This is a genomic window from Aeromonas sp. QDB14, assembly GCF_027707845.1.
Lineage (GTDB): Bacteria > Pseudomonadota > Gammaproteobacteria > Enterobacterales > Aeromonadaceae > Aeromonas > Aeromonas caviae.
The window spans coordinates 53,258-78,523 of the sequence record NZ_JAPCJD010000011.1; the positions used below are offsets into that span (position 1 = coordinate 53,258).

A 25,266-nucleotide genomic window follows, 5' to 3' on the forward strand; every position below is an offset into this window, starting at 1 on the left:
GTGCCAACTTGGCAGAGTTACCTCCCTTCCCCATGAGACCATGGTCAAACCACGACAGCACGGGCCCATGATGATAGAATCCCGCGGTTTCACATTTATGAAGAGCCGACGCCATGCCCTGGATACAAATTCGAATCAACGCCACTGCCAAGACCGCAGACAAGGTGAGCAACATGCTGCTGGGGCGTGGGGCCCAGGCGGTGACCTTTATGGATGCCAAGGATGTGCCCGTCTATGAGCCCATGCCCGGTGAAACCCCGCTCTGGGGCGAGACCGAAGTAATGGGACTGTTCGATGCCGAAACCGATCCGGCTCCCACCATCGCCTTCTTCCAGCAGATCTTCGGAGAAGACGTGGGCTACAAGGTCGAACAGCTGGAAGACAAGGACTGGGTGCGCGAGTGGATGGATCACTTCCACCCCATGCAGTTCGGCGAGCGGCTCTGGATCTGCCCGAGCTGGCGCGACGTGCCGAACCCCGATGCGGTCAACGTCATGCTGGACCCGGGCCTGGCCTTCGGCACCGGTACCCACCCCACCACGGCGCTCTGCCTGCAGTGGCTGGACGGGCTGGATCTGGCCGGCAAAACCGTCGTCGACTTTGGTTGCGGCTCCGGCATCCTCGGCATCGCCGCCCTGAAACTGGGGGCTGCCCGGGTCATCGGCATCGATATCGATCCGCAGGCCATCCAGGCCAGCCGTGACAACGCCGAGCGAAATGGCGTTGCCGACCAGATCGAACTCTACCTGCCGGCGGATCAGCCGCAAGACGTCGAAGCGGACGTGGTGGTCGCCAACATCCTGGCCGGCCCGCTGCGGGAACTGGCGCCGCTTATCGCCGGCCACGGCAAGGCGGGCAGCCTGATGGCCCTCTCCGGCGTGCTGGAAAGCCAGGCGCCAGAGCTGGAGACCATCTATGGCCAGTGGTTCGAGATGGACCCGACTGCGGTGAAGGAAGAGTGGTGCCGCCTCTCCGGCCGCAAACTCGGCTGATAAACAACAAGCCACGGTGGCTGCCAACCCATCAGCCGCACACTCGGCTGATAAGCAACAAGCCACGGCAGTTGCCAACCCATCAGCCGCACACTCGGCTGATAAACAACAAGCCACGGTGGCTGCCAACCCATCAGCCGCACACTCGGCTGATAAACAACAAGCCACGGCAGTTGCCAACCCATCGGCCGCACACTCGGCTGATAAGCAACAAACCACGGCAGTTGCCAACCCATCGGCCGCAAACTCGGCTGATAAACAACAAGCCACGGCAGTTGCCAACCCATTGGCCACACACTCGGCTGACAAGCCACAGCGGCAACACTTAGGTCGTTTCCGGACGCCGTTCTCCTTCTGCCCACTCTGGGGAGAACCTCACGCTTCTCTGCCTCCCGATGGCTTATCCTCTCTTCCTCCACCCCATCGAGGCCCAGTCATGACCGAATACGAGAAGATGATCGCCAGCCAGCCTTACAACTGCATGGCGCCAGAGCTGGATCTGTTGCGCCGGGAGACGGCTCGCCTGTACCGCCGCTTCAATCGCAGCGACGAGGGGGATGAACAGCTGGCACTGCTGCTGCAGATCGTCGGCGAGCTGGCACAGGGTGCTTTCATCTGCCCGCCCCTCTACTGCACCTATGGCCGCCACATCCACCTTGGCAAGGGTAGCTACATCAACATGGGGGCCACCCTGCTGGACAATGCCCCCATTCGCATCGGTGCCGAGGTGATGATTGGGCCGAACGTGCAGATCTACACCGCCGCCCATGCGCTGGACGCCGATGAGCGCATTCAGGGGGTTGAGACGGCACTGCCGGTCACCATCGAAGACAGGGTCTGGATAGGCGGCGGCGCCATTCTGCTGCCCGGCGTCACCATAGGGCGGGAAGCCGTCGTGGGTGCGGGCTCGGTCGTGACCAGAGATGTACCGGCCGGTGCCAGGGTGGCAGGCAACCCGGCACGGCTGCTGCCAGTCAAAGGTTGAGCGGAAGGCCCGAGGCTCGCTCAGGCGCTTTCCAGCAAGCGGTCGATGCAGTGCACCACCTGCATGCTGGCGTTTTCCATGGTCTTGAGCTGCTCGACCATGCTTTTGATATCCCCCTGCTCGCGCGCGTGCAGGGCGGCCTTGCCGCTCTCGTGGACCCGCTTGTGGGGCCCATCCAGTTCACGAAAGCCCGGCTTGTGGGCGAAGAGCTCGGCCCCCTGCCCCTCTAAATATCATTTGCCCAGCCTGCACTGAGCGTGGTCGCTCACCGGCTCGTGAAAATGCTGCTGATCGATGAGCCGATAGATGGTGTTCTTCCAGACGGCGTGATCCAGCTTGGTGGTATTGAGGAAGGAGGTGGAGGCCGCACTGTGGATCACCTGCTGCATCCGGCCTGATTGTGCCAGCACCTGGGTCACCACCACATCGATCTGGGAGGAAGAGGTCGCCACCTCGGCGGCACTGGCCTGGTTGTCATCGATGATGGACTTGATCTCCTGTGCCTGGGCCACTATCTGCTTGACCAGCACCTCGATCTGGCTGCTGGCTTCATGAGCCTTGCTCGCCAGCTGACGCACCTCATCGGCGACCACGGCGAATCCTCGACCAGCTTCACCGGCCCTGGCCGCCTCGATGGCCGCATTGAGTGCCAGCAGGTTGGTCTGATCCGAAATGCCCTGGATGGCGGTCACGAACTGGTTGATGGCGGATGTGCTGGCATCGAGCTGATGGACGGCTGCGAGGCTGCGAGCCGCCTCATCCGTGATGGCATGGGCGCGACCGGAGAGACGAGTGATGGCGCCCCGGGTCTGGGCAAAGAGCTGATCCAGCTCGCAAAGCGCTCCCTTTTCAGCCATCAGGTGCTCGGCACTGCCAGCCAGCGCTTCCCGCACGCTCTGCAGCATCTCACCTCCCTGGTTCTGGCAGGTGATAACCTGATTGAAGAGATCGCCACGCTCCCGGCTGGTGCGCTGCATGTGCTCGTATTCACCGATGGTGGCGCGCAATTCGGCCAGTTCGCTCTGGTGCTGCTGCTCTTTGAGAAGCATCGTCTCCCTGAGCTGTTGATTCTCTTTTTCAAGCTTGCGGTTGAACCACATATGGCCTCCGGATGGCAAAGGTGCGGGCAGTCGACGTCAAAGGGAAGCCTCTGGCTCTCTTGTCTCTGCCGATGCTGGCGGATCCCGGGCCGGATTTCACCTGCAAATGCAGGATATTTGACCCTGATCCTGATTCCAATCGAGACCACATCAATGACTGTGCAAAAGATCGCCACAAAGAGGCCGGGTGAGGTAGAGAAGAGGCGGAGGAGAAAGAACGCTGACGTGCCGATCCCGCAAAAAATGAAGCCCAATGTCATCAAGACGTTGGGCTCTAAAAAGGTGCTACGGAATTGCGACTCTCATCGCAGAAAATTAGAAGGGGTCACCTTCTAAACTGGCAGTGGGATAATAACGTGGCGCAAACGTTTTACATAGCGTAATAAACCAGGAGTGAGAAGAATCTCTCACAATTCAAAAAATGTCCGGCCAACCCCCTTCTACCCTCTTGGCAAGTGCGCATTTATCAGTACAGCCTGACGGCTCTGTCAGAAAACAAAAAAGCCCTGAATAATCAGGGCTTTTGGCGTTCTGCGCTTCAGAAGCTGCGCACGAAGTCCTGAATGGGCAACTCGCGCAGCTTGCGGGCCTCCAGCATGGGGGTGCCAAGGTAGAGGAAGCCCACCAGTTGATCCTCCGGTGCCAGCCCCAGTGCACCATGGATCTGCTCGTCGAAGATGAACCAGCCGGAGCGCCAGATGCCGTTGAAGCCCTGGGCCTGGGCCGCCATCTGCATCGCCATCAGGGCGCAACCGGCAGAGAGCTCCTGCTCCAGTTTCGGTACCTTGGGGTGCGCCTGATAACGGGTCGCCACCGCGATCACCAGGGGAGCACGCAGTGGCGCGACGCGGCACTTCTCGACACTGTCCGCATCCTCGCCACGGGCATGGGCGGCATCGGCCAGCAATGTCCCCAGACGCTCACGCCCCTCCCCTTCAAACAGGATGAACTGCCAGGGGGTCAGAGTGCCGTGATCCGGCGCCCGCAGCCCGGCCTTGAGGATATTGTCGAGCACTTCGCCACTCGGGGCAGGCTCGGCCAGACGACCACAGGAGTGGCGATTGAGTAACAGATGGAGGGCATCCATGGGGCAGTTCCTTGTCAAAGGCGATGATGGCGCTACCTTAGCACAGCACCAGATGAAGAAAACCCCTGAGGTTCAGGGGTTTGTCAGGATACGAAAGGGCCGGGAGGCTAGATGACGGCAGCCAGCTCCGCCCCTTGACGGATGGCGCGTTTGGCATCCAGCTCGGCGGCCACGTCGGCACCGCCGATGATGTGCACCGGCTTGCCAGCAGCCTGCAGACCGGCCTGCAACTCCTTGAGGGGCTCCTGTCCGGCACAGATGATCACCTGATCCACCGGCAGGCACTGCTGCTGGTCGCCCACCTGGATGTGAAGCCCGGCATCGTCGATACGCAGGTACTGGACGCCGGAGAGCATCTGCACCTTGCGATTCTTGAGCACGGTGCGATGGATCCAGCCGGTGGTCTTGCCAAGGCCGTCGCCCACCTTGCTCTCCTTGCGCTGGAGCAACCAGATCTGGCGCTCGGGGGCATCGATTTCGGGGGTAGTCAGGCCGCCGCGCTCACCCAGTTGCTTGTCGATACCCCACTCCTTGAGCCAGTGATCGCGATGGCTTTCAGCATCCGGCGATCCTCTCTTTTCCACCAGGTATTCGGCCACATCGAAGCCGATGCCGCCGGCGCCGATGACCGCCACCTTCTCGCCCACCGGCTTGTGATCCCGCAGCACATCCAGATAGCTCAACACCTTGGGGTGCTCGATACCCGGGATATTGGGGGTGCGCGGGCGGATGCCGGTGGCGAGGATCACCTCGTCAAAACCGCCGCCCAAGAGGCTCTCGGCACTCTGGCGCTGGCCCAGATAGAGCTCGACGCCGCACTTCTCAAGCCGTTTGGCAAAGTAGCGCAGGGTCTCGCGAAACTCCTCCTTGCCCGGGATCTGCTTGGCAAAGTTGAACTGGCCGCCGATTTCGCTCGCCTGATCGAACAGGCTTACCTGATGGCCCCGCTCGGCGGCGTAGCAGGCAAACGCCAGCCCGGCAGGACCCGCCCCCACCACCGCCAGCTTCTTGGGCTGGGGCACCCGGCCAAACGTCAACTCGGTCTCAAAGCAGGCGCGGGGATTGACCAGGCAGGAGGCACGCTTTTGCTTGAACACGTGGTCGAGGCAGGCCTGGTTGCAGGCGATGCAGGTGTTGATCTCGTCCGCCCTGTCTTCAGCCGCCTTGATGACGAATTCGGGGTCTGCCAGGAAGGGGCGCGCCATGGAGACCATGTCCGCTTCGCCGCCCGCCAGGATGCGCTCCGCCACCTCGGGGGTGTTGATGCGGTTGGTGGTGATGAGGGGCACCTTGAGGTGCTTTTTCAGCTCGGCGGTCACCCAGCTGAAGGCACCGCGCGGCACGCTGGTGGCGATGGTGGGAATGCGCGCCTCGTGCCAGCCGATACCGGTGTTGATGAGGGTGACCCCCACCTGCTCCAGTGCCCGGCCAAGTGCGATCACTTCCTCAAGGGAGGAGCCCTGCTCCACCAGATCCAGCATGGAGAGGCGGAAGATGATGATGAAATCCGTGCCCACCCGCTCACGGATGGCGCGGACAATCTCCACCGGGAAGCGCATGCGGTTTTCGCTGCTGCCGCCCCAGCCATCGGTGCGCTTGTTGGTGCGTTCGCAGATGAACTGGTTGATGAGATAGCCTTCCGAGCCCATCACCTCGACCCCGTCATAACCGGCCGCCTTGGCCAGCGCCGCAGTGGCGGCGAAGTCGCGAATGGTGCCGCGGATCTGCCGCTCGCTCATGGCCCGCGGCTTGAACGGGGAGATGGGAGCCTTGAGGGCGCTCGGCGCCAGGCTGAACGGATGGTAGGCGTAGCGGCCCGCATGAAGGATCTGCAGCGCTATCTTGCCCCCTTCCCGGTGCACTGCCTCGGTCACCTTGCGGTGTTTGGCTACCTGCCAGGGAAAGCTCAGCTGGGAGCCGTGGGGCACCAGCCGCCCCCGCAAATTGGGGGCGATACCGCCGGTCACGATGAGACCGACCCCGCCACGGGCCCGCTCGCCATAGAAGGCGGCCAGCTTGTCAAAGCCCCCCTTTTCCTCCTCGAGGCCGGTGTGCATGGACCCCATCAGTACGCGGTTGCGCAACTGGGTAAAACCCAGATCGAGGGGGGTCAGCAGCGTGGGATAACGGCTCATGATGCACTCCTTGTCGAGGTCGATGTGCACGGGGTCATGCTCCAGCCTTCCTGGCTGCCTCGGGTGACGGGCAGTAAAAAGAAGGGGTAGGTGGAGGTGGGGCTGGCTCATCGGGCCTTTCAGTTAATTTTTTGTTATCAAACTGGAGCTAGAGTAAAGAATCGAAAACTCTTTTTCAAACAAATGTTTGGACATTTTTTCAGCGAACAGCTGTGTTCCGAAGTGGCGGGGAGGCAGTCGACTCAAGGGGAAATGGCAATTGGCTGCGCAACTGGTTAATAATGGCTGCTCTCAACCCATTAACAGGGCGACAACGCAGCTATGTCTATTTTCAAAGGTCTGGGATGGCTCTTTCGCAGCCTCTGGCGCCTGCTCAACTTTACCCGCTTGATGCTGGTCAACCTGCTGTTTCTTCTCGTCGTGCTGGTCATTGTCTTCAGCGTCAGCCAGAGCGAGACCCCAAGCACCCCCATCGAGGGGGCGCTCACCCTCAATCTCTCCGGTGTGCTGGTAGAACAGCGCACCCAGACCGATCCCACGGTGCAACTGCTCAGGCAGATGGACAAGGGGGACGAGCAGCCAAGCGAAATCGTCCTCTCCGATCTGCTGTGGGCCATCAAGAGTGCGGGGAATGACGATCGCATCAAGGCGCTGGTGATCAAGCCCCAGGGTCTGCAAGGGGCCAGCCTCTCCAAACTGCAGGAGGTGACGGCCGCCATCGACGCCTTCAAGGAGAGCGGCAAGCCGGTCATCGCCATGGCGGACTACTACAGCCAGGGGGCCTATCTGCTCGCCGCCCACGCCGACCACGTGCTGCTCAACCAGAGTGGTGCCGTGCTGATCGAGGGGCTGGGTGTCTACCAGACCTACTTCAAGTCGGCACTGGAGAAGCTCAACATCACCCCGCACGTCTTCAAGGTCGGCACCTACAAGTCCTTCGTCGAGCCCTACACCCGGGACGAGATGTCCCCCGAGAGCAAGGAGGCGAACCAGCGCTGGCTGGATCAGCTGTGGCAATCCTATGTGGCCGACGTGGCGGAGCAGCGGGAGATCGAGCCGGATGCCGTCGCACCGAACAAGGATCACTTCCTCGAACTGCTGCGCAAGGCCGGTGGCAATGCGGCCAGCTACGCCCTCGACAACGGTCTGGTGGATCAGCTCGCCACCCGCGACGAAATGACCCAGGCGGTGATCAAGGAAGTGGGCGAGGACGATGATCACGGCTGGAAGGGCGTGGGCCTGAAAGAGTATCTGGCCGCCATCCCGGAGCAGTACCCCCAGAGCGGCAAGGATGAGGTAGGCCTCATCACCGCCAGCGGCGCCATCATGGATGGCGTCCAGCCTGCCGGCACCATCGGCGGCGACAGCCTTGCCGATCTGCTGGCAGAAGCCCGCCGTGACGATCAGGTGAAAGCCGTGGTGCTGCGAGTGGACAGCCCGGGCGGCAGCGCCTTCGCCGCCGAGCAGATCCGCGCCGAATTGCTGGCCCTGAAACAGGCGGGCAAGCCGGTGGTCATCTCCATGGGCAGCTACGCTGCCTCCGGTGGCTACTGGATCTCCGCCGATGCGGACAAGATCTTCGCCTCCCCCACCACCCTCACCGGCTCCATCGGGGTGTTCGGCATGTTCGCCACCATCGACAAGGCGCTCTCCCAGTACGGGGTACACACCGACGGCGTCGGCACCACCGACTTCGTGGGGGTCGGGCTGACCCGTGCCCTGCCGGATCACGTGGGTGAAGCCATTCAACTGAGCGTGGAAGACACCTATCAGCGCTTTGTCGGCCTGGTGGGCAAGGGCCGGGGCCTTAGCCCGGAAGAGGCGGAAAAAGCCGCCGAAGGCCGGGTCTGGACCGGGCAGGATGCCAAGGCACTGGGGCTGGTGGACGAGTTTGGCAATCTGGATGACGCCCTCAAGGCGGCCGCCGATCTCGCCAACCTCAAGAGCTGGCAGGTCACCCCCATCGCACCGGAAGAGTCTGCCAGGGACAAGTTCCTGCGCGAGCTGTTTGACAGCAGCGCCCAGGCGCTGGCCCCGCACCTGCAAAGCTGGCTGCCCGCCGGGCTTGGCAAGGCGCTGCTGGAGATGAACCGCACTCTGGACCCGCTGACCCGCTTCAACGATCCCCAGGGCACCTACGCCTTCTGCCCGGTCTGTCTCCCCTGACGCCGGGGACAGCCATAAAAAAACCGCCGACAGGCGGTTTTTTTATGGGGCAAGCGGCCTTGTCAGGTCAGCAAGCCGGACGCTTGCCAGCGGTGCAACTCTGCCAGCACCCGGGTCTCTCGCGCCGTCCACTGGGGACAGGGACCCGCCAGCTGGGTCTTGTTGGTTTGCAGGGCCTCGGCCAGGGGGAACCAGCCCGGCGTGAAGCCGAGGCGGATCTCGTAGGGCTGGGGGCGCGGCGCACTCCAGTCCTCCCCGACCCGGCAGAGGTAATATGACGATCGGATGCAGTAGGCATCGTAATCCGGCTCGCGCGCGGCACGATACTCCCAGGTCTCTCCCAGCAGGGGGCCCACGGCCACCAGCTCGGCGCCACACTCTTCCCGCAGCTCCCGGGCCAAGGCCGCATCGTGCGCCTCCCCGTGCTCGATGCCGCCACCGGGGAACATGAGATCCCCGTTGACGCGGGAGTGCACCAGCAGCAGTTGATCACCACGCATCACCACGGCCCTCACCGTGGCCCGTTCAAGCACCCTGTCCTCGCCGCGGATCTGGCCGTGGACGAGGCGGATATCGAAGGGATGGGCCCACTCCCGGACCTCTGTCAGGGTCGGATTCATGGTGTGCGGTAGCTCCCCTGCCTGAGTGCGTCGACGATGGTGGACGCCTGGTCGTCCAGCGTCTCCTGCTCCTCCTTGCCGATGGCATGGTAAATGCCGAGCCGGGTGGCGGAGACCTCGGGGCTCTCCTGGAATGACTCGCTCACCTTGCCCCACAGATAAGCCTGATCAAATCGCTTCTGCCCCATGTAGAGGGTGCTGAGGGCGGTGAGGATCCGGCTGTTGACCTTGTCCCCCTCCCGATAGAGGGAGAGCGCATGGTGCATCAGCCTGATGGCCTTCTCGGGCTCGCTCTTGGCATAAATGCCGCCGAGCGCCAGTTGCAGCTCGGGCTCCTCGAGGCTCGGCGTCCCCTCCTGCGCGAGGAAGCTGGCGCGGGCCTCGGGACTGGTGTTGTTGGTCCAGTGCCAGAGCAGCAGGTAGGGATCCTGGGAACCCCGGGTCTGAGCGTCCAGTTGCTCCAGTTGACGGCCGGCGGCCAGCATCCCTTCCACTCTGGGGCTCTTCTGCTCCCTGGCACGCTTGTACTCGATATTGGTGGAGTGCTCGGCGCACTGCAGATAACGCTCCAGGCCGCGCATCAGATCGTACTTGCGCCTGTCCGTCCCCTCTTCCTGGAGATAGTAACGACCGCGAATGACGTCGCTGCGCTCATAGCGACACCAGCCGTCGTCCACCAGGTCCGCGCACAGGGCGGGATATTGGGAGCAGATGTTGTGGATCCTGTCGTCGTCGCAGGCCGTCAACGTCAGGCAACAAGCGAGGGAAAGCAGTAACGGACGCTGTGAGAATAGGGTCATGGTTCACATCTGGTTGATAACAATCGCAACCCGCACCGGCCACCGCCAACTAGCAAACAGGCTACATATCCATTACAATGCGCGCGCCGTATAAGGCCGCGATTGCAGAATAATATAACGAAACCATCAGCCCTACACTGATCTGCCTTCGACGAATTTCAATTTGCCCAGGCAACTTGCTTCAACAACGTGAAATAAAAGGATCTGGTTAATGACCCACGAGCACTACTTGCAGGCGTGGCAGGAGAGCCAGGAGCTCGCCGAAGCCATGCAACCCTTGATAGGTCGCCTCTACCGACAGCAAGGGATAGAGATCACCCTCTACGGACGCCCCCTGCAAAACGCCTCCACCATCGATATCCTCAAGGCCCACCGGGTCGTTCGCCGCCACCAGGGCACCCCGCTGCCCATCCAGCAAAGCTTCCCTCTCCTGCGCGCCATCGTCGCCTTGAACCCCACCGCCGCCGAAGTCGATCTCGGCAAACTGGCCGTGGGCTACTGGCAGGATCACCAGGATGAAGCTGGCATCGAGGACTATCTGCGCGCCAAGCTGGCACCGGCCCTGAACCGCAGTACCGTGCCCGCCCCGACCGACGTGGTACTCTACGGCTTCGGTCGCATCGGCCGCCTGCTGGCCCGTCTGCTCATCGAGCGCACCGGCGCCGCCAACTCCCTGCGCCTGCGCGCCATCGTGGTGCGCGGCGGTCGCGACGGGGATCTGGAGAAGCGTGCCAGCCTGTTGCGCCGCGATTCGGTGCACGGCCCCTTCAACGGCTCCATCGAGGTGGATGCAGAACGCAGCGCTATCATCGCCAATGGCACCTTCATCCAGGTGATCTACGCCAACAGCCCGGCCGACATCGACTACACCGCCTATGGCATCGACAATGCGCTGATCGTTGACAACACCGGGGTCTGGCGTGACGAAGTGGGGCTGTCCGAGCACCTCAAGGCCCGCGGCGCCGCCCGGGTGCTGCTGACCGCCCCCGGCAAGGGGGAGATGAAGAACGTGGTGTTCGGGGTCAACCACGAGGTGATAGGCCCGGATGACAAGATAGTCTCCGCCGCCTCCTGCACCACCAACGCCATCACCCCGGTGCTCAAGGTGATGCAGGACAAGTACGGCATCCGCCACGGCCACGTGGAGACGGTCCACTCCTATACCAACGATCAGAACCTCATCGACAACTATCACAAAGGCGAGCGCCGCGGTCGCAGCGCAGCCCTCAACATGGTGATGACCAGCACCGGCGCCGCCAAGGCGGTGGCCAAGGCGCTGCCGGAGCTCAAGGGCAAGTTGACCGGCAACGCCATCCGGGTGCCCACACCCAACGTGTCCCTGGCCATCATCAACCTGTCGCTGGAACAGACCACCGATCGGGAGAGCCTCAACGCCTATCTGCAGCAGATGGCACTGAGCTCGGCCCTGCATCGCCAGATCGACTTCAGTGCCAGCACCGAGCTGGTCTCCTCCGACATGGTGGGCTCCCGTTTTGCGGGCATCGTCGACTCCCAGGCCACCATCGCCGAGGGGGATCACTGCGTGCTCTACGTGTGGTATGACAACGAGTTCGGGTACAGTTGTCAGGTAGTACGGGTGATGGAGCAGATGGCTGGCGTAGTCCGCCAGGATCTACCGGTATAGTCCGACAGGATCTGCCCGCCGGAACCCGTGTTCATGGCTCAATTTTCAAGGAGAGGCCGGATGTCGTCTCAGCAAGTGACGTTTCAACAAGCGATAGCGCAGATGCCCAAAGAGGTGTACGAGCGGCTCAAGACTGCGGTCGAGCTCGGCAAATGGCCGGATGGCAAGCCCCTCACCGAGGAGCAGAAGGCCACTTCCCTGCAGGCCGTGATGGCCTGGCAGGCGATGCACCTTGAGAACCCCGAGCACATGAACATCGGCCGTGACGGCGAGATCGTGATGAAGAGCAAGAGCGAGCTCAAGCGCCAGTATCGCGATGAGGAAGAGATAGTACGGGTAGACCTTAGCCACTGAGGCAGGCCGCACGTCACCTATCGCGGTAACGAAACGAAAGAGGGGAGCCATTATGGCTCCCCTCTTTTTTTCCTCTCTATGCAGGATGACTCATCCCCCTCATCCCCGGCCCTTCTCCCACCAGGGGAGAAGGGAGCTGGCACGCACCTGCGAGCAGTCAGCGGGCCACCTGCCGGCGATCTTCATGGCAAACCTCGCCACCTCGATCTATCCCCTCTCCCGCTGTGAGAGGGTTAGGGTGAGAGGGAAAGTCAGGGGGTCAGCTCCCCGCGCAGGGACTGCTGCATCAGCTCGCGGATGCGCGGCGCCGGCAGATCCTGGCTCAGCAGGAAGTGCAGCTTGGTGAGCGCCGCCTCGGCGGTCATGTCAAAGCCCGAGATGACTCCCGCACGGGAGAGGGCGTTGCCGGTGGCATAGCCCCCCATGTTGACCTTGCCGTGCAGGCACTGGCTCAGGTTGACGATGATAACGCCCCGGGCAGATGCCTCGGAGAGCAGCGCCAGCATGGCCGGGTTCTGGGGCGCATTGCCCACCCCGAAGGAGAGCAGGATCAGCGCACGCACCGGTTGTTGCAGGATGTTCGCTATCACCTCAGCCGAGATCCCCGGATAGAGGGTCACCACCCCGATGGGCTGGGGGGTGATGTCGTGCAGCACCAGGGGGCGATCGCACGGCACGCCCAGCTCACCTGCCTCCAGGGAGATGGCGATACCGGCATTGAGCAGGGGCGGGTAGTTGGGCGAGTCGAAGGCGTGGAAGCCGTCGGCATGCACCTTCTTGCTGCGGTTGCCGCGATAGAGCTGGTTGTTGAAGAAGAGCGTCACTTCGTGGATCGGGTAGTTGGCCGCGATATAGAGGGCGTTGAGCAGGTTCTGCTGACCGTCCGAGCGCAGCTCGGCCAGGGGGATCTGGGAGCCGGTGATGATGACCGGCTTGTGCAGATCTTCGAGCATGAAGGAGAGCGCAGACGCGGTGAACGACATGGTGTCGGTGCCGTGCAGAATAACGAAACCGTCGTACTTGTCGTAGTTGCCCTTGATGTCCTCGGCGATGCGCTGCCAGTCTGCCGGCGTCATGTCGGAAGAGTCGATGAGGGGGGCATATTCGTGGATATGGTAATCGGGCATTTCCGGTCGATGGAACTCGGGCATCCGTGCCAGACAGTCCTCCATGAAGCCCGCCATCGGTACATAACCGTGGTCGGAACGCTGCATCCCTATGGTGCCGCCTGTGTAGGCAATGTAGATGGACTTCTTCACACCCTCTCCTCTCTCTGGACTGGAAACCGGCAAATCAAACAGGGCTCAACCGATACAGCCCCCCGTCCTTCAGATGGTGCGGGCGGGCTCAATATCGGTCATCAACAGACCTCTTGAGGGTCTGTGTCCTCCCGTGGGGGCGGAACCGGGCGAATTATAAAGAGTGCCGCTGCAAATGACAGCCGCAGCAGCATTGTTGCGATCCGGAGCACACTCGTCGAGGCAGTTTTAAATGCCACGTTAACACCATGTTTTAATCATTAATGTGACATATGTGGATGTGCTTGGTGTTTTTTGCTAGTATCCGGCGGATTTTTCACAAATCTCATCTGGACGCCCGACGAACACGGGCTCGTGTCGACCCCCTCTTTTGCAGAGGGACGGGGCTGCGGCCCCTCTGTCACTGGCGCGTTCGCCACTCTGTTTCATCCCGGCTGGATCCGTGAGTCTTTCTCGCCAAAGACACAGCCGATCAACATGGGAGCACTGAATGCTACAACTTGATGCCTACGCCACCCTGGTCGCCGCGACCCTGGTGCTGCTGCTTGGCCGCCTGCTGGTCAACAAGATAGGACCCCTGCGCACTTTCAACATCCCCAAACCCGTGGCCGGTGGCCTGGTGGTTGCCCTGGTGCTGCTGGTGCTGCGTTCCACCCTGCAGATCGAACTGCAATTTGATACCAGCCTGCAGACGGCCCTGATGCTGACCTTCTTCGCCTCCATCGGCCTCTCCGCCGATCTGGGCAGCCTCAAGCGCGGCGGCAAGGCGGTGGCCACCTTCCTGCTGGTGGTCACCGGCCTGCTGCTGGTGCAAAACAGCCTGGGGGTGGGTCTGGCCACCCTGCTGGGGCTGGATCCCCACATGGGGCTGCTGGCCGGCTCCATCACCCTCTCCGGCGGCCACGGCACCGGGGCGGCCTGGGGCTCCATCTTCACCGAGAAGTACGGCGTGCAATCCGCCGCCGAGCTGGCGATTGCCTGTGCTACCTTCGGCCTGGTGCTGGGGGGCCTCATCGGCGGCCCGGTGGCCCGTTATCTGGTGAAGAAGGTGCAGGTGCCCGGTGAGGAGCACAACCGTGACGGCGCCCCCCAGGGCTTCGAAATGCCGGACATGGAGCGCCCGCTCACCACCTTCAGCCTGATCGAGACCCTGGCACTCATCGCCATCAGCCTGAAAGGGGGCGAAATGCTGGCCCTCTATCTCAAGGGCGGCGTCTTCGAGTTGCCGATCTTCGTCTGCGTGCTCTTTGTCGGCGTGCTGCTGCGCAACCTGCTCACCCTGCTCAACTGGCACGAAGTGAGCGACCGCGAGGTCTCCCTGCTCGGCAACGTCAGCCTGTCGCTCTTCCTCGCCATGGCGCTGATGAGCCTCAAGCTGTGGGAGCTGGCAAGCCTGGCCCTGCCCATCTTCATCCTGCTGGCCGTGCAGACGGTGGCGATGGCGCTCTACGCCATCTTCGTCACCTTCCGGGTCATGGGGCGCAACTATGATGCGGCCGTGCTGGCGGCGGGTCACTGCGGCTTCGGCCTCGGCGCCACCCCCACGGCCATTGCCAACATGCAGGCCATCACCCAGCGCTTCGGCCCCTCCCACCTGGCCTTCCTGGTGGTGCCCATGGTCGGTGCCTTCTTCATCGACATCATCAACGCCGTGGTGATCAAGCTGTTCCTGGCCCTGCCCTTCCTGTGATCCCGGACGCAGGCCCCGTATGACAGAGCCCACCTTGCGGTGGGCTCTTTGCTTGCTGGCCCCTGGACGCTGCCCCGACCCTCACCAAGGGGCCGACTGCAGGCAACAAAAAGCCCCGCACCAAGGTGCGGGGCTTTTTACTGACGCCACGGTAGAACTGCGGCCTGACCTTCCTTACAAAATAAAGGTCGACACCTGCTGGTTCAGGTTGGTAGCACGCCCCTTGAGGTTGTGCGCCTGATCCAGGTCGCGCATGGCGGAAGCGGTGATCTCGTCGCTCACATCCTTGATGGCGGTGGTGTTCTGGGTGATTTCACCGGTCACCTGGGTCTGCTCCTCGGCGGCGGTGGCGATCTGGCCCGCCATGTCGGAGATGAGGCTGACGGCCTGGGTGATCTCCTCCAGAGCCGCAGCGGCAGCGTCGGCATCCTTCACGCTGTTGTCCGCCAACCCCTGGCTGGTCTGCATCAGGCTCACCGCGCGGGCCGTGGTCTGTTGCAGGGTTTCGATGGTGGACTGGATCTCCTGAGTGGAATCCTGGGTACGGCGCGACAACACCCGCACCTCGTCCGCCACCACGGCGAAACCGCGACCCTGTTCGCCGGCACGGGCCGCTTCGATGGCCGCGTTCAGCGCCAGCAGGTTGGTCTGCTCGGCAATGCCCTGGATGGTGGAGAGGATGCCGGAGATGGCCTGAGCGTGACGGCTCAGCTCACCGATGACGCCGGTCGCCTGCCCCACTTCCTCGGCCAGGTTGTTGATGGACTGGCGAGTCTGGTTCACCAGGATCTTGCCCTGTTCACTGCTCTGGGCGGATTGCTGGGCGGCCGCAGCGGTGTTCTCGGCGTTGCCCGCGATCTCCATGGTGGCACTCGCCATCTCGGTGACGGCGGTGGCGACCATGGTCACCTCCTGTTGCTGGCGCTGCAGCTCTTCCACCGCGGCCTGGTTGGTCACCAGACTGCGTTCGGCATCGGCGTTCAGCTCGTTGGCAAGCTGACGGATGTTGGCGATGAGCTGATGCTGGCTGCCTACGAAGCGATTGAAGCTGCCGGCGAGCTGGCCCACTTCGTCATTGGCGTCGATCTTGATGCGCTGGGTCAGATCGCCGTTACCGTCTGCGATGCGGGCCAGGGCCTGGGACACCTTGGTGAGGGGGCCGAGCAGCAGGCTGACCAGCCAGGAGATGGCCAGGATGCTGCCCACCAGCACCAGCAGGGCCAGGCCGAGCTGGGTCATCAGCAGGGAGGAGAGCGGCGCCTCCAGGGTGCTCTTGTCCAGTACCAGCACCAGCTCCCAATCGGTGTCCGGAATGTCTGTCGCCCACAGCAGCTTGTCACGCCCCTCGTTGTCGAAGAAAGCAGGCACCAGGCTGTTGCTCGCCTTGCTCTGCTCGATCAGGGCATTGGTCAGATCGTTGTCGATCTCGCTGGCCGGCTTCATCGCCTTGGCCGCATCCTTGTAGGCGATGACGGTGCCATCCTTGTGCATCAGGATGGCGAAGCCGTCCGCCGGCAGCTTCATCTTGGTGATGTCATCCACCAGGGAGGCAATGGAGAGATCCCCCCCCACCACGCCGCCCTGGGCAGGCTGGGCCAGGGTCACCACCAGAATGTTGTAGGCCACGTCGAGGTAGGGTTTGGTGACGATCATGCCGCCCTTGGCCATGGCTTCCTGATACCAGCCACGGGAGCGGGGATCGTAACCGTCGCGGTTGATGGAGGGGTCGGAGTCGTTCATCTTGCCGCTGCCCTCACCAAAATAGGTGAGCAGGAAACGGCCGGACACCTGGGCCTGTTGCAGGGCGTTGAGGGGCTCGGCACCGGCCTTGTTGCCAAGGGCCTGGATAACGTCACGACGGGCCGCGAGCCAGTCGCTGACGCTGGCGGCCTGCTGGCTGCCAAGGCGTTGCACCTGTTCCTGACTGTCTTGCAGCAGCATGGACTTCTGGCTGCTGTAGCTCTGCCAGGAGAGCAGCAGGATCACCAGTGACAAGGCGATGACCACAGACAACAGTATCTTCAGCTTGAGTGATAGGTTTTTCATCGTGTTTTCTTCTTGTGGGAGTCGGGAACAGGATCAATCGGGAGTGCGTGGTACTGTGTGTTGTTAGCGGCCAATCCGCACAAAACTGAAGCGGAGAATGGCGTGAGTGACGATATTTTACGCGGAAATTTTAAAAATGCTGAGGAAAATTGGAGCAGGAAAAAGAGCGAGGCCAGCCAACCCTGTTTATTCCTTCTGCAATTGGCTAGAATATCCCGTTTTTAAATCACATCGACCCCGAGAGTTTTCACGATGTTTGAAGTCAATCCTGTATTAAACAAGCTTAAGGAGCTGTCTGAGAGGACCGAGCTGCTTAGGGGGTACCTTTGACTATGACGCCAAGAAAGAGCGTCTAGAAGAGGTCAATGCCGAGCTGGAACAGCCGGATGTCTGGAACGAACCCGAGCGCGCACAGGCGCTGGGCAAGGAGCGCGTCTCCCTGGAGAACGTCGTCAGCACCATCGATACCCTGACCCAGGGCGTCGATGACGTCGAGATGCTGGTCAGCCTGGCCGTCGAAGGCGAAGACGAAGAGACCTTCAACGAAGCCGTGGTCGAAGCGGACGAGCTGGAGGCCAAGCTGGTGGATCTCGAGTTCCGTCGCATGTTCTCCGGTCAGCACGACGGTTCCGACTGCTACATCGACATCCAGTCCGGTTCCGGCGGCACCGAGGCCCAGGACTGGGCCAACATGGTGCTGCGCATGTACCTGCGCTGGGGCGATGCCCACGGCTACAAGCCCGAGCTCATCGAATGCTCCGAGGGCGACGTGGCCGGCATCAAGTCCGCCACCATCAAGTTCACCGGCGAGTATGCCTTCGGCTGGCTGCGCACCGAGACCGGCGTGCACCGCCTGGTACGCAAGTCGCCGTTCGATTCCGGCGGCCGTCGCCACACCTCGTTCTGCTCCGTGTTCGTCTACCCCGAGATCGATGATGACATCGAGATCGAGATCAACCCGGCTGATCTTCGCATCGACGTCTACCGCGCCTCCGGTGCCGGTGGTCAGCACGTCAACCGGACCGAGTCCGCGGTGCGTATCACCCACGTGCCGACCGGCGTGGTGGTGCAGTGCCAGAACGACCGTTCCCAGCACAAGAACAAAGATCAGTGTATGAAGCAGTTGAAGGCCAAGCTCTACGAGCTGGAAATTCAAAAGCAGAACGCTGAGAAGCAAGCCCTCGAAGAGACCAAGTCCGACATCGGCTGGGGCAGCCAGATCCGCTCCTACGTACTGGATGATTCCCGTATCAAGGATCTGCGCACCGGCGTCGAAACCCGCAATACCCAATCGGTACTCGACGGCGACTTGGACAAGTTTATCGAAGCCAGCCTGAAATCAGGCCTGTAAACAGAGCAGCAGGAATCACCATGTCTGAACAAACCACCACCCCGGAAGTCGACCAGACTCTCGAACTGAACAACGAGATGCTTGAGCGTCGCTCCAAGCTGGCCGCCTTGCGCGCCCAGGGCAACCCCTTCCCAAACGATTTCCGTCGTGACAGCCTCTCCGGCGATCTGCACGCCGAATTCGGCGACAAGAGCAATGACGAACTGGTCGCCCTGGGTAAACAGGTGAAGATTGCCGGTCGCATCATGACCCGCCGGATCATGGGCAAGGCGTCTTTCGCGACCCTGCAGGACATGGCTGGCAAGATCCAGATCTACGTGACCCGTGACGACCTGCCGGAAGGCTTCTACAACGAGCAGTTCAAAAAGTGGGATCTGGGTGACATCGTCGGTGTCGAGGGCACCCTGTTCCGCACCAACGCCGGTGAGCTCTCCGTACACGTCTCCACCATTCGCCTGCTGACCAAGGCCCTGCGCCCGCTGCCCGAGAAGCACAAGGGGCTGACCGACCAGGAAGCCCGCTGCCGCCAGCGTTACCTGGACCTGATCGCCAACGAAGAGTCCCGCAAGACCTTCGTGACCCGCACCAAGGTGGTGGCCGGCATTCGCAAGTTCCTGAACGACAAGCGCTTCATGGAAGTGGAAACCCCCATGATGCAAGTCATCCCGGGTGGCGCCTCCGCACGTCCCTTCATCACCCACCACAATGCGCTGGACATCGACATGTACCTGCGTATCGCTCCGGAACTCTATCTGAAGCGTCTGGTGGTCGGTGGTTTCGAGCGTGTCTACGAAATCAACCGCAACTTCCGCAACGAAGGCATCTCCGTTCGCCATAACCCTGAGTTCACCATGCTCGAGTTCTATATGGCCTACGCCGATTACATCGATCTGATGGATCTCACCGAAGAGATGCTGCGCACCCTGGCACAGGACATCCTGGGCGATACCAGGATCCGTTACGCCAAAGAGGGCGAAGAGGGCCTGACCATCGATTTCGGTCAGCCGTTCCAGCGCCTCTCCATGGTCGACTCCATCCTGAAGTACAACCCGGGTGTGACCCGTGACGATCTGGCCACTCTTGAGAAGGCCACCGCCGTCGCCAAGGGTCTGAAGATCGAGCTGATGAAGAGCTGGGAGCTGGGCCACGTGATCACCGCGATCTTCGAAGAGACCGTGGAACACATGCTGCTGCAACCGACCTTCATCACCGAGTACCCGGCCGCCGTCTCCCCGCTGGCCCGTCGCAACGACCAGAACCCGGACGTCACCGACCGCTTCGAGTTCTTCATCGGCGGCCGCGAGCTGGCCAACGGCTTCTCCGAGCTGAACGATGCGGAAGATCAGGCCGAGCGCTTCCAGGCCCAGGTTGACCAGAAAGCCGCAGGGGACGACGAAGCCATGTTCTACGACGCCGACTTCGTCACCGCGCTGGAACACGGTCTGCCGCCGACCGCCGGTCAGGGTATCGGTATCGACCGTCTGGTGATGCTGTTCACCAACAGCCACACCATCCGCGACGTCATCCTGTTCCCGGCCTTGCGTCCACAAAAGTAAGCGCCGAAGAAACAGGGCCGTAGCAAAACGCTGCCGTCCATGGCAATCAAAACGCCCCGCAATTGCGGGGCGTTTTTTATGACGGACACAACCGGTGGCGAACCTTCAATACGCCACCAACTTGCCGCTTATCAGGCCGGTGGCAGCAGCCACTCCCCCTGCCACAGGGTCAGTGCCCGGCCCGCCATCAGCACCCGCTCCTCCTGCAATTCCAGCCTGAGATCCCCGCCCCGGGCCGAGATCTGGCGGGCCCGCAATTGCCGTTTGCCGAGCCGCTAGGCCCAGAAGGGCACCAGGGCGCAGTGGTTGGAGCCGGTCACCGGATCCTCGTCCACTCCGACCCAGGGGGCGAAATAGCGGGAGACGAAGTCGTCCTCCTTCCGGCTCGACGGCGCCGTCATCATGATCCCCCGGCCCGGCAGCGCCCGCAGGGCGTGAAAATCGGGGGTGAGCGCGCGGACCGCCTCCTCGCTACCGAGCTCAAGCAGGAACTTGGCCCCGGCCGCTAGGGTTTGCAGCGGCTGGCAGCCGAGGGCAGCCCCATAGGCAGGGTCCAGCTCAAGAGGAGCCAGAGAGATACGCGGGAAGTCGAGCCAGATCCAGCTCTCTTCGCGCCTGGCCACCAGCTCGCCGCTGCGGGTCGCGAAGCGGATGGGGAGCTCCCCTGACACCTCCCCCGTCTGCCACAGCACATGGGCCGCCGCCAGGGTGCCATGGCCGCACAAGTCCACCTCCACTTGCGGGGTGAACCAGCGCAACCCGTAATGCTCCTCTCCCAGTTGGGTCAGAAAGGCGCTCTCAGAGAGGTTGAACTCCGCTGCCATGGCCTGCAGCTCGGCGTCGGGCCGCGCTTCCCCCAGCACCACCACGGCGGGGTTGCCTCCGAAGGGGTGATGGCTGAAGGCGTTGACATGATAGAGACGGGACATGGTTGCTCCTTGGCGCATGAGAGATCACCGGGACAGGGGGCTCGGCAAGGCCATTTTTATATCACGGGCGCACCGGGGCTGAGATGGATTATGGCTTTATAAATTCATAAATCGCATAAAGAAGATATTTTTATTCTTTGTAGTTATTCATTACACCCCTTACCCTGACCAAAAATCAGACCATGGAAGACATGTGTGATGCCATTGACAGCCCCCACCCTGAGCCCGCTCTCTGACGAACAGCAGCGCCAGCTCAACCAAGTTCTCACCACCCTCAATACCCAGCAACTGGCCTGGGTCAGCGGTTATCTCTACGGCCTCTCCCAGGCGGGCGTCCAGCCCGTGGCGAGCGCAGGCGCAGAAGTCGCGGCTCCCGGCGGCAGCCTGACCATTCTCTACGGCTCCCAGACCGGGAATGCCAAGGGCGTGGCCAGCGCCATCAAGGCCCAGGCTGAGGCCCGCGGCCTGCCGGTGACCCTCACCTCCATGGCGGACTACAAACCCAAGCAGCTCAAGAAAGAGAGCCACCTGCTGGTGGTAGTGAGCACTTACGGGGAGGGGGAGCCCCCCGAGAGCGCCGTCGATCTGTTCGAGCAGCTTAAAAAAGGCAAGATTGGCAAACTCGAGGGCCTCAAATTTGCCGTGCTGGGGCTGGGTGACAGCTCCTATGAGTTCTTCTGCCAGACCGGCAAGGATTTCGATGGTTTCCTCGCCAAGGCAGGGGCCGAGCGCATCCATGAGCTAGCTAGCCTCGATGTGGATTATCAGGATGCCGCCAAGGCCTGGGGCGAGCAGGCCGTTGCGGCGGTCGCCGCCACCCTCTCTGCCGGCGCCGCGACTGCCAGCGTGGCGGGCTCGGTGCAGGCCGCCGTCGGCCACAGCCAGTACAACAAGGAGAACCCCTTCCCGGCCAGACTCTCGGTGAACCAGAAGATCACCGGCCGCGACTCCACCAAGGACATCCGTCACATCGAGATCAACCTGGAAGAGTCCGGCATCACCTATCAACCGGGGGATGCGCTCGGCATCTGGTTCGACAACGACGCCGATCTCGTGGGGGAAGTGCTGGCCCTGACCGGTCTGACCGGTGACGAGGCCACCCCCCATGGCAGCCTGCGTGAGGCGCTGACCCGTCACTACGAGCTGACCCGGCTGCACGGGGGCCTGATCACTGGCCTCGCCGAGATCACGGACAACGCGGCGCTCAAAGATCTGGCCGGTGACAAGGCCCAGGTCAACGCCCTGGTCGCCTCTGCTCAAGTGGTGGACGTACTGAAACGCTTCCCGGCTTCCTTGAGTGCCGATCAACTGATCGCACTGCTGCGCCCCCTCACCCCCCGCCTCTACTCCATCGCCTCCGCCCAGAGCGAGGTGGAAGAAGAGGTGCACCTGACCGTCGGCGTGGTGCGCTACCGCCAAGAAGATGGCACAGTGCGAAGCGGCGGCGCCTCCTCCTATCTGGCGGACCGTCTGCCGGAAGATGCCGAGGTCCGGGTCTTCGTGGAGCACAACGACAACTTCCGCCTGCCCGCCAATCCCGACACCCCCGTCATCATGGTGGGCCCGGGCACCGGCATTGCCCCGTTCCGCGCCTTCCTGCAGGAGCGGGAAGCACAGGGGGCAGAGGGCAAGAACTGGCTCTTCTTCGGCAACCCCCACTTCACCCAGGACTTCCTCTATCAGGTGGAGTGGCAGCGTTATGTGAAATCGGGCCTGCTGTCCAAGATCTCCCTGGCCTTCAGCCGGGATCAGGCCAACAAGATTTATGTGCAGGACCGTCTGCGCGAGGCAGGGCTTGAGCTCTACCAGTGGCTGGAAGCAGGCGCTCACTTCTATGTGTGTGGCGACGCCAACCACATGGCGAAGGATGTGCAGGAAGCCCTGCTGGAAGTGATTGCGGAACACGGCCACAAGAGCCGTGAGGAAGCAGAAGAGTATCTGAGCGAATTGCGTCGTGCCAAACGTTATCAAAGGGATGTCTATTGATGAGCAAACAACTTATTCCGGGACCGGTCGAAGGGCCGCTGGCTGACAACGAACGCCTCAAGCGCGAGAGCAACTTCCTGCGCGGCACCATCGCCGAAGATCTGCAGGACCCGCTCACCGGCGGCTTCAACGGCGACAACTTCCAGCTGATCCGCTTCCACGGCATGTATCAGCAGGATGACCGCGACATCCGCCCGGAGCGCGCCGCCCAGAAGCTGGAGCCCCTGCACAACGTCATGCTGCGCGCCCGCCTGCCCGGCGGCATCATCACCCCGGCCCAGTGGCAGGTGATCGACAAGTTCGCCGAAGAACACAGCATGTACGGCAGCATCCGCCTGACCAACCGCCAGACCTTCCAGTTCCACGGGGTACTGAAGCGCGACATCAAGCTGATGCACCAGACCCTCAACAGCACCGGTATCGACTCCATCGCCACCGCGGGGGACGTGAACCGCAACGTGCTCTGCACCAGCAACCCGGTGGAGTCCGAGTTGCACCAGGAGGCCTACGAGTGGGCCAAGAAGATCTCCGAACACTTGCTGCCCAAGACCCGCGCCTACGTGGAGATCTGGCTGGATGGCGAGAAGCTGGGGGGTGACGAGGAGCCGATACTGGGCTCCAACTACCTGCCGCGCAAATTCAAGACGACCGTGGTGATCCCGCCCCACAACGATGTGGACATCCACGCCAACGATCTCAACTTCGTGGCCATCGCCGAACACGGCAAGCTGGTGGGCTTCAACGTGCTGGTGGGGGGCGGTCTCGCCATGACCCACGGCGACACCACCACCTACCCGCGCAAGGCGAGCGACTTTGGCTTCATTCCGCTCTCCCACGTGCTGGAGGTGGCGGCCGCCGTGGTCAGCACCCAGCGCGACTGGGGCAACCGGGTCAACCGCAAGAACGCCAAGACCAAGTACACCCTTGAACGGGTGGGGGTCGAGGCCTTCAAGGCCGAGGTGGAGAACCGCGCCGGCATCCAGTTCGGGCCGGTTCACCCCTATGAATTCACCAGTCGTGGCGATCGCTTCGGCTGGGTGGAGGGGATCGACGGCAAGCACCACCTGACCCTGTTTATCGAGAACGGCCGCCTGCTGGACTTCCCGGGCAAGCCCCTCAAGACCGGCATGCTGGAGATCGCCAAGGTGCATCAGGGGGACTTCCGCCTGACCGCCAACCAGAACCTCATCATCGCGGGCGTGCCTGCCGGCGAGAAGGCACGCATCGAGGCGCTGGCACGCCAGTACGGTCTGCTGGATGACGGCGTGAGCGAGCAGCGCAAGCAGTCCATGGCCTGTGTGGCCCTGCCCACCTGCCCCCTGGCAATGGCCGAGGCCGAGCGCATGCTGCCTGCCTTCGTCACCGACATCGAGGGGCTGCTGGCCAAGCACGGCCTGGCGGATGACGCCATCATCTTCCGGGTCACCGGCTGCCCCAACGGCTGCGGCCGCGCCATGCTGGCGGAAGTGGGTCTGGTGGGCAAGGCGCCGGGTCGCTACAACCTGCACCTGGGGGGCAACCTCGAGGGGACCCGCATCCCGCGCCTGCATCTGGAGAACATCACCGAGCCGCAGATCCTGGCCGAACTGGACGCCCTGATCGGCCGCTGGGCCAAGGATCGCAACCCGGACGAGTGCTTCGGCGATTTTGTCATTCGCGCCGGGATCATCGCCCCGGTTATCGACTCCGCGAGGGACTTCTATGCAGCCTGAACAGACTGATACAGCCCGGCTTGCGCGCACCGCCGACGGCCGGCTCGACCTCGACGCCCTCCTGGCCCTGGGCCGGGAGGAGCAGGTCGAGGCGCTGGCCCCTCTCAACCGGGAGCTGGACGCCATGAGCGCCCCCGAGCGGGTGCGCTGGGCCCTGGCCAACCTGCCGGGGGAGCATGTGCTGTCGTCGAGTTTCGGCATCCAGGCGGCGCTCATGCTGCACCTGGTGAGCCGCGAGCGGGCCGACGTGCCCGTGGTGCTGACCGACACCGGTTACCTCTTCCCCGAGACCTACCGTTTCATCGACGAACTGACCGAGCGTCTCGCGCTCAACCTCAAGATCTACCGGGCCGAACTCAGCCCGGCCTGGCAGGAGGCCCGCTTCGGCCTCCTGTGGGAGCAGGGGGTGGAGGGGATCACCCGCTACAACCAGCTCAACAAGGTGGAGCCCATGGACCGCGCCCTGAACGAGCTGAGTGCCCGCACCTGGTTCTCGGGCCTGCGCCGTGAGCAGTCTGGCAGCCGGGGCAAGCTGCCGGTGCTGGCCATCCAGCGCGGTCGCTTCAAGTTCCTGCCGGTGATCGACTGGAGCAACAAGGACGTCTTCTACTACTTCAAGGAGTTCGACCTCCCCTACCACCCCTTGTGGGAGCAGGGCTACCTGTCGGTCGGCGACGTGCACACCACCGCCAAGTGGGAGCCCGGCATGAGCGAGGAGCAGACCCGCTTCTTCGGCCTCAAGCGCGAGTGCGGCCTGCATGAGGAAGGTGGCGAGAGCGACGGCTCCGGCATCTGATCCCCCGGCCCGGCCATGTGCTGCGCCCCGCCCACAAAAAAACGCCCGGCAACTGCC

Annotated in this window: 18 protein-coding genes and 1 pseudogene; 11 read left to right on the plus strand and 8 right to left on the minus strand. The window is 62.6% G+C overall.

What is annotated here, in order from left to right; genetic code table 11:
• Nucleotides 1-113: 113 nt before the first annotated feature.
• Nucleotides 114-992 carry a 50S ribosomal protein L11 methyltransferase gene (prmA, locus tag PG887_RS05840; RefSeq protein WP_010675412.1) on the plus strand — a complete coding sequence of 293 codons (879 nt, stop codon included), beginning with the start codon at nucleotides 114-116 and terminating at the stop codon, nucleotides 990-992.
• 436 nt (nucleotides 993-1,428) lie between these two features.
• Nucleotides 1,429-1,977: a sugar O-acetyltransferase gene (locus PG887_RS05845; RefSeq protein WP_104455427.1), complete on the plus strand. Its 549-nt coding sequence runs from the start codon at nucleotides 1,429-1,431 to the stop codon at nucleotides 1,975-1,977.
• Between the two features lie 233 nt (nucleotides 1,978-2,210).
• Here the strand turns inward: PG887_RS05845 and PG887_RS05850 are convergent, their stop codons facing one another.
• The 3 genes from PG887_RS05850 to PG887_RS05860 all read right to left on the minus strand — a co-directional run bounded on the left by PG887_RS05850 (nucleotide 2,211) and on the right by PG887_RS05860 (nucleotide 6,299).
• On the minus strand, nucleotides 2,211-3,077 hold the full coding sequence (locus tag PG887_RS05850) for a methyl-accepting chemotaxis protein (RefSeq protein WP_442866334.1): 867 nt from the start codon (nucleotides 3,075-3,077) through the stop codon (nucleotides 2,211-2,213).
• Between the two features lie 538 nt (nucleotides 3,078-3,615).
• Nucleotides 3,616-4,164: an NAD(P)H nitroreductase gene (locus tag PG887_RS05855; protein ID WP_201996382.1), complete on the minus strand. Its 549-nt coding sequence runs from the start codon at nucleotides 4,162-4,164 to the stop codon at nucleotides 3,616-3,618.
• Nucleotides 4,165-4,271: 107 nt separating this feature from the next.
• Entirely contained in the window at nucleotides 4,272-6,299 is a 2,028-nt protein-coding gene (locus tag PG887_RS05860) for an NADPH-dependent 2,4-dienoyl-CoA reductase (RefSeq protein WP_270821330.1), read from the minus strand.
• Between the two features lie 321 nt (nucleotides 6,300-6,620).
• Between PG887_RS05860 and sppA the strand changes: the two genes are divergently transcribed.
• Entirely contained in the window at nucleotides 6,621-8,465 is a 1,845-nt protein-coding gene (gene sppA / locus PG887_RS05865; protein WP_104455424.1) for a signal peptide peptidase SppA, read from the plus strand.
• A gap of 62 nt (nucleotides 8,466-8,527) precedes the next feature.
• On the opposite strand, the gene PG887_RS05870 is transcribed toward sppA, so the two are convergent.
• Together PG887_RS05870 and PG887_RS05875 are read right to left on the minus strand one after the other, a co-directional pair.
• A complete protein-coding gene (locus PG887_RS05870) occupies nucleotides 8,528-9,085 on the minus strand; it encodes an NUDIX domain-containing protein (RefSeq protein WP_270821331.1) in 558 nt (185 codons plus the stop codon).
• On the minus strand, nucleotides 9,082-9,885 hold the full coding sequence (locus tag PG887_RS05875; protein WP_104455422.1) for a DUF2989 domain-containing protein: 804 nt from the start codon (nucleotides 9,883-9,885) through the stop codon (nucleotides 9,082-9,084). The genes PG887_RS05870 and PG887_RS05875 overlap by 4 nt, the downstream gene beginning before the upstream one ends.
• Before the next feature lie 211 nt (nucleotides 9,886-10,096).
• Here PG887_RS05875 and PG887_RS05880 point away from each other — a divergent pair, with 211 nt between their 5' ends.
• A complete protein-coding gene (locus PG887_RS05880) occupies nucleotides 10,097-11,530 on the plus strand; it encodes a glyceraldehyde-3-phosphate dehydrogenase (protein ID WP_270821332.1) in 1,434 nt (477 codons plus the stop codon).
• Between the two features lie 60 nt (nucleotides 11,531-11,590).
• A complete protein-coding gene (locus tag PG887_RS05885; RefSeq protein ID WP_010675423.1) occupies nucleotides 11,591-11,884 on the plus strand; it encodes a YeaC family protein in 294 nt (97 codons plus the stop codon).
• 251 nt (nucleotides 11,885-12,135) lie between these two features.
• Here the strand turns inward: PG887_RS05885 and ansA are convergent, their stop codons facing one another.
• On the minus strand, nucleotides 12,136-13,143 hold the full coding sequence (gene ansA / locus PG887_RS05890; protein ID WP_010675424.1) for an asparaginase: 1,008 nt from the start codon (nucleotides 13,141-13,143) through the stop codon (nucleotides 12,136-12,138).
• Nucleotides 13,144-13,633: 490 nt separating this feature from the next.
• Here ansA and gltS point away from each other — a divergent pair, with 490 nt between their 5' ends.
• Nucleotides 13,634-14,833, plus strand: coding sequence for a sodium/glutamate symporter (gltS, locus tag PG887_RS05895; RefSeq protein ID WP_039040321.1), 1,200 nt, complete (start codon nucleotides 13,634-13,636; stop codon nucleotides 14,831-14,833).
• A gap of 174 nt (nucleotides 14,834-15,007) precedes the next feature.
• On the opposite strand, the gene PG887_RS05900 is transcribed toward gltS, so the two are convergent.
• Nucleotides 15,008-16,879, minus strand: a complete 1,872-nt coding sequence (locus PG887_RS05900; RefSeq protein WP_270821333.1) for a methyl-accepting chemotaxis protein — start codon at nucleotides 16,877-16,879, stop codon at nucleotides 15,008-15,010.
• Between the two features lie 252 nt (nucleotides 16,880-17,131).
• Here PG887_RS05900 and prfB point away from each other — a divergent pair.
• Nucleotides 17,132-18,230, plus strand: a protein-coding gene (prfB, locus tag PG887_RS05905; protein WP_102948437.1) for a peptide chain release factor 2 whose coding sequence is annotated in 2 segments (ribosomal slippage) — nucleotides 17,132-17,206 and nucleotides 17,208-18,230 — 1,098 coding nt in all. Because the reading frame shifts where the segments join, the coding sequence is not laid out codon by codon here.
• A gap of 20 nt (nucleotides 18,231-18,250) precedes the next feature.
• On the plus strand, nucleotides 18,251-19,786 hold the full coding sequence (gene lysS, locus PG887_RS05910; protein WP_010675428.1) for a lysine--tRNA ligase: 1,536 nt from the start codon (nucleotides 18,251-18,253) through the stop codon (nucleotides 19,784-19,786).
• A gap of 131 nt (nucleotides 19,787-19,917) precedes the next feature.
• On the opposite strand, the pseudogene PG887_RS05915 reads toward lysS, so the two are convergent.
• Nucleotides 19,918-20,715: pseudogene (locus PG887_RS05915) on the minus strand (PhzF family phenazine biosynthesis protein).
• A 198-nt stretch (nucleotides 20,716-20,913) separates the two neighbouring features.
• Between PG887_RS05915 and PG887_RS05920 the strand changes: the two are divergent.
• The 3 genes from PG887_RS05920 to PG887_RS05930 are packed head-to-tail and all read left to right on the plus strand — an operon-like array spanning nucleotide 20,914 to nucleotide 25,209.
• Nucleotides 20,914-22,701 (plus strand): assimilatory sulfite reductase (NADPH) flavoprotein subunit, encoded by a 1,788-nt coding sequence (locus tag PG887_RS05920; RefSeq protein ID WP_043154270.1) that lies wholly within the window; start codon nucleotides 20,914-20,916, stop codon nucleotides 22,699-22,701.
• Nucleotides 22,701-24,413, plus strand: a complete 1,713-nt coding sequence (cysI, locus tag PG887_RS05925) for an assimilatory sulfite reductase (NADPH) hemoprotein subunit (RefSeq protein ID WP_203762875.1) — start codon at nucleotides 22,701-22,703, stop codon at nucleotides 24,411-24,413. The genes PG887_RS05920 and cysI overlap by 1 nt, the downstream gene beginning before the upstream one ends.
• Nucleotides 24,403-25,209 carry a phosphoadenylyl-sulfate reductase gene (locus tag PG887_RS05930; RefSeq protein WP_270821334.1) on the plus strand — a complete coding sequence of 269 codons (807 nt, stop codon included), beginning with the start codon at nucleotides 24,403-24,405 and terminating at the stop codon, nucleotides 25,207-25,209. Before cysI ends, PG887_RS05930 begins: the two co-directional genes overlap by 11 nt.
• The last annotated feature ends 57 nt before the right edge of the window (nucleotides 25,210-25,266 follow it).